The organism is Tateyamaria sp. 7Alg 36 (assembly GCF_059882455.1).
The window spans coordinates 733,402-745,340 of sequence record NZ_CM187613.1; the positions used below are offsets into that span (position 1 = coordinate 733,402).

Annotated in this window: 11 protein-coding genes and 4 tRNA genes; 5 read left to right on the forward strand and 10 right to left on the reverse strand. The window is 59.6% G+C overall.

The window, feature by feature from the left end; genetic code table 11:
* Positions 1-13 precede the first annotated feature (13 nt).
* Both AC6GQJ_RS03505 and AC6GQJ_RS03510 read left to right on the forward strand, forming a co-directional pair.
* Complete coding sequence (locus AC6GQJ_RS03505) at positions 14-865, forward strand: alpha/beta fold hydrolase (RefSeq protein ID WP_500771827.1); 852 nt, start codon at positions 14-16, stop codon at positions 863-865.
* A gap of 24 nt (positions 866-889) precedes the next feature.
* Complete coding sequence (locus AC6GQJ_RS03510) at positions 890-1,309, forward strand: hypothetical protein (protein WP_500771829.1); 420 nt, start codon at positions 890-892, stop codon at positions 1,307-1,309.
* A 25-nt stretch (positions 1,310-1,334) separates the two neighbouring features.
* On the opposite strand, the gene AC6GQJ_RS03515 is transcribed toward AC6GQJ_RS03510, so the two are convergent.
* Positions 1,335-2,207 (reverse strand): glycosyltransferase family protein, encoded by an 873-nt coding sequence (locus tag AC6GQJ_RS03515; RefSeq protein ID WP_500771831.1) that lies wholly within the window; start codon positions 2,205-2,207, stop codon positions 1,335-1,337.
* An 89-nt stretch (positions 2,208-2,296) separates the two neighbouring features.
* Between AC6GQJ_RS03515 and AC6GQJ_RS03520 the strand changes: the two genes are divergently transcribed.
* The gene (locus AC6GQJ_RS03520) at positions 2,297-3,049 is read left to right on the forward strand and encodes a hypothetical protein (RefSeq protein ID WP_500771833.1); all 753 of its coding nucleotides are present in this window, start codon (positions 2,297-2,299) and stop codon (positions 3,047-3,049) included.
* Positions 3,050-3,084: 35 nt separating this feature from the next.
* Here the strand turns inward: AC6GQJ_RS03520 and AC6GQJ_RS03525 are convergent.
* The 8 genes from AC6GQJ_RS03525 to AC6GQJ_RS03560 all read right to left on the reverse strand — a co-directional run bounded on the left by AC6GQJ_RS03525 (position 3,085) and on the right by AC6GQJ_RS03560 (position 8,286).
* A tRNA-Asp gene (locus AC6GQJ_RS03525) sits at positions 3,085-3,161 on the reverse strand.
* A 175-nt stretch (positions 3,162-3,336) separates the two neighbouring features.
* Positions 3,337-3,413, reverse strand: a tRNA-Asp gene (locus AC6GQJ_RS03530).
* A 282-nt stretch (positions 3,414-3,695) separates the two neighbouring features.
* Positions 3,696-3,771, reverse strand: a tRNA-Val gene (locus AC6GQJ_RS03535).
* Between the two features lie 35 nt (positions 3,772-3,806).
* Positions 3,807-4,388 (reverse strand): histidine phosphatase family protein, encoded by a 582-nt coding sequence (locus AC6GQJ_RS03540; RefSeq protein ID WP_500771835.1) that lies wholly within the window; start codon positions 4,386-4,388, stop codon positions 3,807-3,809.
* Positions 4,389-4,605: 217 nt separating this feature from the next.
* A tRNA-Val gene (locus AC6GQJ_RS03545) sits at positions 4,606-4,680 on the reverse strand.
* Positions 4,681-4,741: 61 nt separating this feature from the next.
* A complete protein-coding gene (locus AC6GQJ_RS03550) occupies positions 4,742-5,209 on the reverse strand; it encodes an HU family DNA-binding protein (protein WP_500771837.1) in 468 nt (155 codons plus the stop codon).
* Between the two features lie 214 nt (positions 5,210-5,423).
* Positions 5,424-7,832, reverse strand: coding sequence for an endopeptidase La (gene lon / locus AC6GQJ_RS03555; RefSeq protein ID WP_500771839.1), 2,409 nt, complete (start codon positions 7,830-7,832; stop codon positions 5,424-5,426).
* A gap of 115 nt (positions 7,833-7,947) precedes the next feature.
* Positions 7,948-8,286, reverse strand: a complete 339-nt coding sequence (locus tag AC6GQJ_RS03560; protein WP_500771841.1) for a hypothetical protein — start codon at positions 8,284-8,286, stop codon at positions 7,948-7,950.
* A gap of 12 nt (positions 8,287-8,298) precedes the next feature.
* Here AC6GQJ_RS03560 and AC6GQJ_RS03565 point away from each other — a divergent pair, with 12 nt between their 5' ends.
* On the forward strand, positions 8,299-8,421 hold the full coding sequence (locus AC6GQJ_RS03565; RefSeq protein WP_500771843.1) for a hypothetical protein: 123 nt from the start codon (positions 8,299-8,301) through the stop codon (positions 8,419-8,421).
* Positions 8,422-8,442: 21 nt separating this feature from the next.
* The gene (locus AC6GQJ_RS03570) at positions 8,443-10,629 is read left to right on the forward strand and encodes a glycosyltransferase family 2 protein (protein WP_500771845.1); all 2,187 of its coding nucleotides are present in this window, start codon (positions 8,443-8,445) and stop codon (positions 10,627-10,629) included.
* 161 nt (positions 10,630-10,790) lie between these two features.
* Here the strand turns inward: AC6GQJ_RS03570 and tgt are convergent, their stop codons facing one another.
* A complete protein-coding gene (gene tgt / locus AC6GQJ_RS03575) occupies positions 10,791-11,918 on the reverse strand; it encodes a tRNA guanosine(34) transglycosylase Tgt (RefSeq protein WP_500771847.1) in 1,128 nt (375 codons plus the stop codon).
* Positions 11,919-11,939: the final 21 nt, after the last annotated feature.

An 11,939-nucleotide genomic window follows, 5' to 3' on the forward strand; every position in this document is an offset into this window, starting at 1 on the left:
ATCAGGAACAGACATGGCGCATTTCACCACCAAGGACGCAACCACCATCGCCTATGACATCGCAGGCGACGGCCCGCCGGTGCTGATGCTGCACGGTTTTCCGCAAAACCGCGCCATGTGGCACGCAATTGCCCCCGCCCTGAGCGACCGTTTCACCGTCATCACCGCCGATCTGCGCGGCTATGGCGACAGCAGCAAACCCGACAGGATGGAGGAGATGAGCTTTCGCAACATGGCGCAGGACCAGTACGAACTCATGCAGCATTTAGGCTTCGATCAGTTCCATCTGGTGGGCCATGATCGCGGCGCGCGCACTGCGCACCGGCTTGCGCTGGATCATACGGAGTCGGTTTTATCGCTGTGCCTGATGGATATCATCCCAACGCATCTGTTGCTTGATGACCTGTCCAAAGAAGTGGCGCGCGCCTATTATCACTGGTTCTTTCTGGCTCAGTCCGCGCCCTTCCCCGAAACCCTGATCGGCCACGATCCTGACGCCTATTTCACCGCCTGCCTTGCTGGTTGGGGCGGCGATATGGACCGGTTCGATGCGACCGCCCTTGATGCCTACCGCACCGCGTGGCGCGATCCAGCTTGCATCGCGGCGATGTGCAACGATTACCGCGCCGCGATTGATGTAGATTTTGCCCTAGACGCGCAGGATTTGCCCCGCCGTCTGGACATGCCCGCGCTGGTGCTGTTCGGCGCGGACGGGATCATGGGACAAGCCTATGACGTGGGCGCGACATGGGCCGACCGCCTGTCAAATTTGCGCGCCCAAGGCCTACCAAGCGGTCATTTCTTTCCCGATACGCATCCGTATGATACTATTAGAGCACTGAACGACTTTTTACCTAAACCATAATCTTCAAATAAATTAAGGATCGATATGTCTATATTTCCAATGCCAGTCGAGGAGCAAGTCGACGAAATCATCTCGGAACTCGATCATATATTCGGCACACCATCACCATTTAACGCCTCTACAGGGCGGCAAATTCTGATCGTTCGCCAGGCCATTTACTTCTCTGCAGGTTATTCAAATAGCGGCGCAGCAGATGCACAAGGGTATGTGCGCCTTGCGGGCGATCCGTCACCAAGTTCAGACGTAACAAACGGCTACATCCGTTTTGTGCCAAGGTCAGAGATCAGAACACCCAACTACAGTATCGAGCGAAAACAGATCAATATTTGGGTGGATCAGGCCTACATCAATCTGACGCTCGCACAATTAGAACATTCACAACGCTATCTTTGGGTCGGTTTCTTTGGCAACCACACTTACGGCGATCTACATTCGACGCCCTGAACCCGTCTGAAGGCGTGCGCGTGCCTTAAATCACGCCCACAAACCGCTCCGGCAGCACGTATTGCGTGCCGTAATCGGGGCGGTCGAAGTGGTAAAAACCGGTCTCACCGCGCGGTTTGAACGTGCGGCGCATTTTGCGGCGTAGCGGGCGCATGTCGAAACCTTCGACCATCTCCAGCTTGGCAAAGGCCTCGAAAACCGCGCGATCCTCGCCCCGAGCCTCGGCAAACCAGTGGCGGCCAATGGCGGCCTCTTTCACGCTGGCATTCACATCTGCGGTTACCTGATTGCGGTGGTCCATCACGCCCACATAGGCCGGAAAATCGCAGAACTTCAGGTGCATGAGGTACAGATCATCCGGTGCGAACAGCTTGTCATCTTGGGTGAAATGCCCGCCCCGCGAAATCTTGACGGGGGTCGAGACGATGCAGGGTTTGGAATAGTGCGGCGCGGGGCGCACATGGCGGCGCGGGCCAATGATCTGGTCCTCGATTGCCGCATCCTCGATATCGATGCGGTGGATCACCTCTAGGCCCAAGGGCGTCAGAACCCGCCCCTGTGGCGCATCCTCCAGCAGGTCCAGCACCGTGCCGCCCGCATCAGGGTCGCGCACCACCAGTTCGTCCACATCGCCCACGATGACGTGCTTGTAATAGCGGCGCAAACCGCCCACGATATTGTTCAGCAAGCCCCAACGTTTAACGTCGAAATTCTTGTGCGGATCGCCCGGAATCCCGATGATATTACAGCCCGCCGCCATCTCGGCCACCTGCGCGCCACGACCGTGGTTGACGATGTAACAATTCTCGCGCCCCAGCATGCCACCGTAGTGGCGCAGCCACGCCTTGAGAAAAAACGCGTCATCGCGCACCATGGTAACGGCGGCCACTGTCTGCATCTGATAAAGCCCTGCTCGGAGATTGGTTTTTCGGTATTCTACCGCATTGACCCCGACAAGAGAACGTTAATTTCATCAAAAGGCGTGCCATGGCCCTTCCCCAAGACTTCGCCCGAACCGGCCTGACGATCCTGCGCAAGGGCGACACTCCGATCAAGCGCTATCAGGTTCTGGGGGAACGGTCCTCGGGGACGAACTTTGTCAAACGCTTGCTGGGCCGCAACAGCGCGCTGTCACCAAGCGAGGCTCTGGGCTGGAAACACGGCGCGCCTCATATGCTGGCCGTGCCCCATGACATGGCGGTGATCTGCGTTGTGCGCCGTGCGGACACATGGGCGCGGTCCATGTTCGACAAGCCGTGGCACACCACGCCAGAAATGCAGGCACTGGAGTTTTCCGATTTCATCCGCGCGCCATGGACCACGATCATCGACCGCCCGCGCTACTTCAAAGGGCTGGTGCCTGCGGGCAGTGTAGGCGCACCGCTGCAACAGGATCGCCATCCGGCGTCCGGCGGGCGATTTGCCGATCTGTTCATGCTGCGCCGGTTCAAGCTGGATCAGCTGATCGGCATCACGGGGCGGCAGTGTACCAGCGTCTTTTTACGGGTGGAGGATGTGCAGGCCGCGCCCGAGGCGACGTTGGATGCGATCCTGCAAGGGCTCGACATGCCCGCGCGCACAGCGCCCTACCGCCCTGTGGTGAAACGGCTGGGGGCCAAGTTCAAACCGGCGATCACCAACCGCCCCCCCGCCCCTGACGGGTGGAGCGATGCGGACTGGGACTATCTGAAATCGCGGATTGATCCGGCGCAGGAATCGGCCTTGGGCTACAGCTATTAACGCTATGCGCAGTGATCATTCCAAAGGGGGGAAAGTGGCGCGGTTGACGGGGCTCGAACCCGCGACCCCCGGCGTGACAGGCCGGTACTCTAACCAACTGAGCTACAACCGCGCGTGAGCGGCGGAATAGAATGCAACGGCGCGGGCGTCAACGGCTTTTCGCGCCCAAATCCCGAGTTTCGCAGAAATTAATTATTTGCCCCCATGAGCGGGTGAGAGGTGGGAGCGTCGCGTCGGGGAAATGAAAAAGCCGCCCCCGAAATCGGGAGCGGCTTTTTATGCAGCAGTGGCGCGGTTGACGGGGCTCGAACCCGCGACCCCCGGCGTGACAGGCCGGTACTCTAACCAACTGAGCTACAACCGCCCGCTGCGTTTGGTGGTCATATGTTTTGCGCCCTGCCCCGTCAAGCGCGGTTTTGCGAAGTTTTCGATGATTTTTCACCGAAGGCGTTTTTGTGCGTGGGATGGGCCGTAGAATAAGGGCGTTTGATGTGGATCGTGCCGTGGGATTTTTGATGCGGCGGCAGTGCGCGCGCCCTGCGTGTCTATGAGTTGCGTCCAGATCGGGGAATCACATTCTCGGCACACGATGGTTTAGACGAGCCACTATTTGCGACTCACAAAATCAAAACCGGCAGGGGGAGAATGGTGGGTCGTGAGAGGCTCGAACTCCCGACATCTTCGGTGTAAACGAAGCGCTCTACCAACTGAGCTAACGACCCGATGAGCGCTCTCATAGCTAAGGTCACGGGGACGTTCAAGCCCCTTCGGACAGACAATTTTGGTTGCGGCCAGAAAGGTGGTAAACGTTGCCCTGCCCGCCGGGCAATTCGGTGAAAGCCTCGAGCGGCAGGCCCAATGCATGACAGCGCAGCATGCGCGAGGTGATGCCGTGGGTCACGATGACCGAGGGGCCGGTCAGGTCCGCCAGAAACGCTCCTGCGCGCGTGTAAAGCGCCTCAAGCCCTTCGCCCTCGGGGGCGTGGTCATACCATGTTAGGTCGGCGTCGTTTTCGAACAGGTGCGGTGCTTCGGCAGCGATGGTGCTGCGGCTTTGCCCTGTCCACTTTCCCATGCCGATTTCGACAAGACGGATATCAAAGCGCACGTCGGAGATACGCGGGCCAAGGGCATGGGTCGCGGTCGCCTTGGCACGGCCCAAGGGGCTGCTGAATAAGTCCCAGCCATCAATGCCGAACTGCGCGAGCAACCGTCCCTGTGCCTTGGCCTGTGCCTCGCCCTTGTCAGTCAGCGGGCTATCCAAAGCGCCTTGCATGCGCCCTACGCGATTCCATTCGGTTTCGCCGTGGCGGAGGATCAGAAGGTCGGGATATGTCATGGGCAATCGCTACGCCGGACGGCGCGCCGGCGCAAGATGCGGGTGCGCCCTGCCCGTTTGATTAGATTGGCGGTGCCATTCGACCACTGACACCTGCGTCGCAGTTGAGGTGATAAGGAATTTGCCCCCCTGACCCAGAGCACCGCCGCAGGCGGTGCGCGCCGGTCAAGCCTCGCCGCTAGGCACAATGGCCGAAACAATCACGAAGGGGGGAGGATGGTGGGTGATAAGGGATTTGAACCCCTGACATCTTCGATGTGAACGAAGCGCTCTACCACTGAGCTAATCACCCAAAGTGGGCGCGTCTTAGCGGGGCGTGCGGGCGCTGGCAAGAGGTGCAGCGCCCGAAAATGTCATTCTGCCGCAGATACCATGGATGCGTCGGTCTCATCCTCGATATCTTTGGGGTCGGGATGCGCCACGGCGGTGGGCAGATCCTTGGTCTGGCGGATGCGGGCCACCAGCACTTTGCCCACGGGGCGTTTCTTTTCGCGGGTCACCTTGATCTTGCCCATCGGCTCAAGGTTCAACTCGCGCGCGTCCTGCAAGGCAGAGCCGAGCACTGCCAGCGTCGCCTCGATGATCGGCTTGACGTCTTTCTTCTTCATGCCGGATTTCTCAACCACGGCGTTGATCAATTCCGGTTTGCGCATCATCGGGCCAACAACAACCGGCTTGGGGCTGTCGGTCACAACGGCGGGCGCGGGTTTGGGCGCCGCAGCGGCGGTGGATGCCTTGCTGGCCGCCGATTTCGCGGTGGATTTCGGCGCAGTTGTCTTGGTCTTGCGCGTGGATGTGGATTTGGTGGTCGAAGTTGCCATCTCTGCCTCTTATTTTTCTATTGGCCCCCGTTTAGCGGATTTTGCAGGAAAAATCTACGTCTCAGCAGCAATTGGGTAAATAAGATGCGCCGCGCGCCTTTGTGGCAAGCGTGTGAAACGGCAGGTCAGGCACGGCGATGCGGCAATCATCGCCGCAACAAAAAACGCCCCGAAGCGGACCTCGGGGCGTTTTGTATTGCATTATGGTGCAGGCTTAGTGCGCGACGGCACCGACGCCATTGTCCTTGGCGGCAGCAGCGGCTGCGGCAGCAGCCTCTTCTGCGGCTTCGTCCCATTCGATGGGTTCCGGCGTTGCGGTCAGCGCACGCGACAGGACATCGCGCACATGCGTCACGGGCACAATCTCGAGCCCTTCTTTGACGTTGTCCGGAATCTCGGCCAGATCCTTTTCGTTTTCTTCAGGGATGAAGACCGTTTTGATCCCGCCACGCAACGCTGCGAGCAGTTTTTCTTTCAGCCCGCCGATTGGCATCGCGTTACCGCGCAACGACACTTCGCCCGTCATGGCGATGTCACGGCGCACCGGAATACCCGTCAGAACCGACACGATCGACGTCACCATGGCCAAACCGGCGCTTGGGCCGTCCTTGGGCGTGGCACCGTCTGGGACGTGCACGTGGATGTCGATCTTGTCGAACTGCGGTGGCTTCACACCGATTTCAGGGCTGATCGAACGAACAAAGCTTGCCGCGGCATCGATGGATTCCTTCATCACATCGCCCAGCTTACCCGTGGTCTTCATCCGCCCCTTACCGGGCAATTTCAGCGCCTCGATATGCAGCAGATCGCCACCAACGGACGTCCACGCCAGACCGGTCACGACGCCCACCTGATCCGCCTGTTCGGCCAGACCATAACGGTGCTTGCGCACGCCGAGGAAATCCGAAAGATTCTGGTCGGTTACGACGACTTCTTTCGCCTCTTTGCGCACGATCTTGGTCAGCGATTTACGCGCCACTTTGGCGATCTCGCGCTCAAGGTTCCGCACGCCCGCCTCGCGGGTGTAGTAACGGATGATGTCGCTCAGCCCCTCGTCGGTCAGTTCGAACTCTTTGGATTTCAGCCCGTGGTTCTTGACCTGTTTCGAGATGAGGTGCTGTTTCGCGATCTCGCGCTTTTCGTCCTCGGTGTAGCCCGACAGCGGAATGATCTCCATCCGGTCCAGCAACGGCCCCGGCATGTTGTAGGAGTTCGACGTGGTCAGGAACATCACGTTGCTGAGGTCATATTCCACCTCAAGATAGTGATCGACAAAAGTCGAGTTCTGTTCCGGATCCAGCACTTCGAGCATCGCAGATGCAGGGTCGCCGCGGAAATCCTGACCCATCTTGTCGATTTCATCGAGCAAGATCAGCGGGTTAGTGGTTTTTGCCTTTTTCAGCGCCTGAATGATCTTACCAGGCATGGAGCCGATATAGGTCCGGCGGTGGCCACGGATTTCGGATTCATCGCGCACGCCACCAAGGCTGATGCGGATGAACTCGCGCCCTGTGGCCTTGGCAACGGATTTCCCGAGCGAGGTTTTACCCACACCTGGAGGGCCGACCAAGCACATGATCGGGCCTTTCATCTTCTTGCTGCGCTGTTGCACAGCCAGATATTCCACGATGCGTTCCTTAACCTTTTCAAGTCCGTAGTGATCGTCATCAAGGATTTTCTCGGCGCGTGACAGATCCTTTTTCACGCGCGATTTCACGCCCCACGGGATCGACAGCATCCAGTCGAGATAGTTGCGCACGACGGTCGCCTCGGCGCTCATTGGCGACATGTTCTTTAGCTTTTTCAGCTCGGCATCGGCCTTTTCACGCGCTTCCTTGCTCAGCTTGGTCTCGGCAATTTTCGCTTCGAGTTCGGCAACCTCGTTCTTGCCATCCTCGCCATCGCCCAGCTCGTGCTGGATCGCCTTCATCTGTTCGTTCAGATAGTATTCGCGCTGTGTGCGCTCCATCTGCGATTTGACGCGGGTTTTGATCTTTTTCTCGACCTGAAGGACGGACAATTCGCCCTGCATCAGCCCATAGACTTTCTCAAGCCGCTCGCTGATTGACAGGGTTTCCAGCAGATCCTGTTTCTGGTCGACTTCGATGCCCAGATGGCCCGCAACAAGGTCCGCTAGTTTCGCAGGTTCGGTTGTCTCTCCGACAGCGGCCAGCGCCTCTTCGGGGATGTTTTTCTTGACCTTGGAATAACGCTCGAACTCTTCCGCGACACTGCGCAGCAGCGCCTCGGTCGTGGTCATATCGCCCGGCATCTCGGTCAGATACTCGGCGCGCGCTTCGAAAAAGTTTTCGTTTTCAAGGTATTCGGTGATGCGCACCCGCGCCTGCCCTTCGACCAGCACCTTGACGGTGCCATCGGGCAGTTTCAGCAGTTGCAGCACATTGGCCAGCACGCCCGCCTTGTAGATGCCGGAGGCTTCCGGATCATCAATAGCAGGGTCGATCTGGCTGGACAGCAGGATTTGCTTGTCGTCGGCCATCACCTCTTCGAGGGCGCGCACAGACTTCTCGCGGCCCACAAAAAGCGGCACGATCATATGTGGAAAGACCACGATATCGCGCAGCGGCAGCACCGGATAAGAGGCGTTCATTGGCTCTTGCATGCGTTTGTTTCCTTATCATTGGCAAGACGAACAAGGCCCCAATTCTTGCGGCAACCCGATGTTCGTCCCCATTTCGTGTCATGGCTGCTTAAACTGTGTGTCCACAGGTGCAGATTCAAGGCCTATCCTGACTTGCGCAGGCATCGGGTGCAATGGCAGGCGCACCCGCATCAACAAGTTTTTTACCACAAACTCTAGGCAGCGGTGCGGGCACGCCCCCCAGATTTGCCAATTCCGTCACGTCGGGGATCAGACACGGATTTTGCCGCGTCCCTGCCCCGTCACCGCGCATCACCGCTGTGGGCATTGTTTCCAAGGCGGTCCGAATACCCTTGCCGCGCCCGCTTTGTCGTCGTGATTCAGACAAATATGGCATTTTCGTGGCGCGACCACGGGGAATCACTTTGAAGTTGAGTATTATTTGACTAAAAATCAGGAATATCTTTGTAATCATTCAGGTTCTGTTGTGGGTTTTTTCGCGTTCTTTCTTTTCCTCTCGGGTTTGGCTGGGTCCATCACCTTGCAGATCGAGGAAGAAAACGACCCCGACAGCGTCGACACGGGCGAGGATAACGATCCCGTCAGCTAGGGCGCAGGCACTTACTTTCTTATGCTGAGCCTTATTGTCACCTTCTATGACGAAACAGCTTTCTTGCGCACCGCGCTGCGGTCAGTGCGCAATCAGGGCATTGATGATCTGGAACTGATCGTCATCAACGACAATCCCGACCGTTTTGACGATGCCGCCCTGCGCCGCCTGACTGACGGGTTTGACGCCCGCGTGATCCACCACACCGAAAATCGCGGCCTGTCGGCGGCCCGTAACACCGGCATTGTCGCGGCCAATGGCGACTGGATCGGGTTTCTGGACGGTGACGATTACTACACCCATCAGGGGCTTGCCGCGCAACTGGCCTATGCGCGCGAAACAGGGGCCGACATCACACACGCGGCCTGTTACCTTGGTGCGGAAAGCTCGGTCCATTCGACGCTGCTGCACCGCGATGCGCGCCTGCACATGCAACAGCGCGTCGTCACAGGGCGCATGGCCGCGCAAGAGGCACAGTTTATCGTCTCGTCTTGGTCCAGCCTGTATCGCGCTGATTTCCTAAGCAAGCACGAATTGTGGTTCGACCCCGAGCAACGTAAATTCGAAGACCGCCTGTTCGTGCTCGAAGCGGTAACGGCGGCGCGCAAGGTCGCCTTTCTGGGGCGGGCGGTGCGAGTCTGGCGCAGGCGGGCAAACTCGATCTCATCCGCGGCCACGACGCCCGAAACCCATCTGTTGCAGGTGCAGTTGCTGGAAAAATGCATGGCCCATATCCGTGCGGCCAGCAAAGCGCACAAGCTGCCACCCCGTTATGAAAAGCGCGAGTTGTTCAACACCGTGTCGCGCCTGATCTGGGACATGAATATTCTGACCCCGCTGGCGGCGGGCGATCCGGATTATGCTGAGATGGGCCCGCGCATCACGGCCCTGCTGGGCACGGATAGTTTCGGCCAGAACATCTTTGACGATCCGATGGTGGCGGCGACATCGCGGGTCGGGATGCAGACGCGGCGCGGCCTGATCTCTCGCGTTGATTTCTTTGCCTTGCACCGCGCATGGCGTACCGGCGAGTATGAGGGCGCGCAAAAGATCATGCAGGCCCGCGCGCCTGCCCCCGCGCCTGCCCCGACGCCGCATGCCCATCCGCTGAAACGGCTGGTGCTGCACATTGGCTTGCATAAAACCGGCACGACCTTCATCCAGCACCACCTGAGGCACCACGCCCAAGCGCTGCGTGCCAACGGCGTGCTGGTACCGCAAACCGGATTTGACACAGATGTCGGCGGACGCCCCGGCGCGCTGTCGGGGCATCAGGGGCTGGTGCGGGCGTTGCGGCAGAATGACGACCAGATCTGGCGCGATCTGCACGACGAAATCGACAACTGTCCGGCGCGCACGGTTGTGATCTCGGCTGAAAACCTCGGCTTTCCCACAGTGGCGCAGCGGGACGAGATGATCGCGCAACTGTTCCAGCGTCTGGGCACTTTCGCGCAGATTGACGTGGTGGCGATGGTGCGCGCGCCGCACGCCTATATCGAGGCATTCTATGCCGAATGGGTCACGTCGGCCCATCCGGGTGGGGCGCGCAGCATCCATGAAACCCTTGTCGATCACGGCGACAGCCTGACCGACCTTGTCGCCCTCTTCGCCCCGTTCGAGGCCGCGTCGGGCCGCACCGTGGCGTTGGCGGATTTCGACGCGGCGCGGGCGGGGCGCGGGATCTGGCCCGCATTCTGCGACCTCGCGGCGCTGCCCGTGACCATGCCGCAGATCGAATTGCCGCATTATTCCACGCCCGACCGCGCCAGCGTGCTGTTGATGCAGGCGATCAACACGCTGGTCAGCAGCCAGATGCGGCGGCAACGGCTGATGCAGGCCTATTTCGCGGATCACAGCCGCACGGCGCAGGCAAAGATGGCGCTGCTTGATCCGGCCAGCCAGCACGACCTTGTGGAACGCTTTGACCGATCAAGCGCGGCGTTTTGCAAGACACGCGGCTACGCGCCGGACCTTGACGCGATGCACGCGCAGATCGACGCCACCGATTGGGAGCCGCCACAGGCGATCCCGCTAGAGCATCTTCACGCCCTGCTGGATGTGGGCGCACAGATCGCAGGGGAAAACCCGCCTGCCCCTGCCACCGTCGACAGTACGACACCGCAGGAGGGCAAGCCGCGTTACAGCATCACGATCCGCGCGCGCCCTTGGGTGGTGAACCTGCTGAACCGCCTGCGCGGCGAAGGCTAGGCACGATCAGACCAGCAAGAACGCCGCCAGAATCGACGCGGCAAACCAGACAGCAGAAAAGATGGCATAAGGCATTGGGACGTCCCCCCGAGGACAGATGATTTGCCCCAAGGTAGGTTGGAATTCGTTAAAAATGTATTGAGGAATTCCTGACCTTGCGCCTAGATCGGCTCGATATCTCCGCCCACGCGGGCGCTGTGGAAATCGGCCTGCCAAGCAGTAAAGGTACCGGCGGCGATCGCCTCGCGCATACCTGCCATAATATCCTGATAATACTGCAGATTGTGCCATGTCAGCAGCATGGAAGAGATGATCTCCTGACTGCGGAAAACATGGTGCAGATAGGCGCGGGAATAGCCGTGACAGGCCGGACAGCTACAGTTTTCATCCAAGGGGCGCGGATCATTCTGGTGGCGCGCGTTCTTGATGTTGAGAACCCCGTGGCGGGTGAACACCTGCCCCGTGCGCCCCGACCGTGACGGCAGCACGCAGTCCATCATGTCGATGCCCCGCGCCACCGCGCCGACGATGTCGTCAGGCTTGCCCACGCCCATCAGGTATCGCGGCTTGTCCTCGGGCAGTTGTTCGGGCGCGTAGTCAAGGCAGTCGAACATCGCCGCCTGCCCCTCGCCCACGGCCAGACCGCCAACGGCATAGCCTTCAAAGCCGATCTCGCGCAGAGCCTCGGCACTTTGCTGGCGCAGGTCTTTTTCCAACCCGCCCTGCTGGATGCCGAACAGCGCATAACCCGGACGGTCGCCAAAGGCGGCGCGGCTGCGCGCGGCCCACCGCATCGACAACTCCATGCTACGCGCAATACGGTCACGGTCAGCGGGCAAGGCCGGACATTCATCAAAACACATCACGATATCCGAGCCGAGCAAGCGCTGGATTTCCATCGACCGTTCGGGGCTAAGCGTGTGTTTCGACCCGTCGATATGGGATTTGAAGGTCACGCCCTCTTCGGTCAGCTTGCGCAGATCGGCAAGGCTCATCACCTGAAACCCGCCCGAATCCGTCAGGATGGGCCGGTCCCAATTCATGAATTTGTGCAAACCGCCAAGCGCGTCGATCCGTTCGGCGGTGGGGCGCAGCATCAGGTGATAGGTATTGCCCAACAAGATGTCGGCACCGGTGTCGCGCACCGATTGCGGCAGCATGGCCTTGACCGTGGCGGCGGTGCCGACGGGCATGAAGGCAGGTGTGCGGATGTCGCCACGTGGCGTGTGGATGGTGCCTGTGCGGGCGCGGCCATCAGTGGCGGCAAGATCGAAGGAAAATGTGCTCATACCTGCTGTCATGCCGTGACG

Coding starts and splice junctions, on each gene's coding strand:
- AC6GQJ_RS03505 (WP_500771827.1), top strand. CDS start 14: ATGGCGCATTTCACCACCAAGGACGCAACCACCATCGCCTATGACATC.
- AC6GQJ_RS03510 (WP_500771829.1), top strand. CDS start 890: ATGTCTATATTTCCAATGCCAGTCGAGGAGCAAGTCGACGAAATCATC.
- AC6GQJ_RS03515 (WP_500771831.1), bottom strand. CDS start 2,207: ATGCAGACAGTGGCCGCCGTTACCATGGTGCGCGATGACGCGTTTTTT.
- AC6GQJ_RS03520 (WP_500771833.1), top strand. CDS start 2,297: ATGGCCCTTCCCCAAGACTTCGCCCGAACCGGCCTGACGATCCTGCGC.
- AC6GQJ_RS03540 (WP_500771835.1), bottom strand. CDS start 4,388: ATGACATATCCCGACCTTCTGATCCTCCGCCACGGCGAAACCGAATGG.
- AC6GQJ_RS03550 (WP_500771837.1), bottom strand. CDS start 5,209: ATGGCAACTTCGACCACCAAATCCACATCCACGCGCAAGACCAAGACA.
- lon (WP_500771839.1), bottom strand. CDS start 7,832: ATGCAAGAGCCAATGAACGCCTCTTATCCGGTGCTGCCGCTGCGCGAT.
- AC6GQJ_RS03560 (WP_500771841.1), bottom strand. CDS start 8,286: ATGATTACAAAGATATTCCTGATTTTTAGTCAAATAATACTCAACTTC.
- AC6GQJ_RS03570 (WP_500771845.1), top strand. CDS start 8,443: ATGCTGAGCCTTATTGTCACCTTCTATGACGAAACAGCTTTCTTGCGC.
- tgt (WP_500771847.1), bottom strand. CDS start 11,918: ATGAGCACATTTTCCTTCGATCTTGCCGCCACTGATGGCCGCGCCCGC.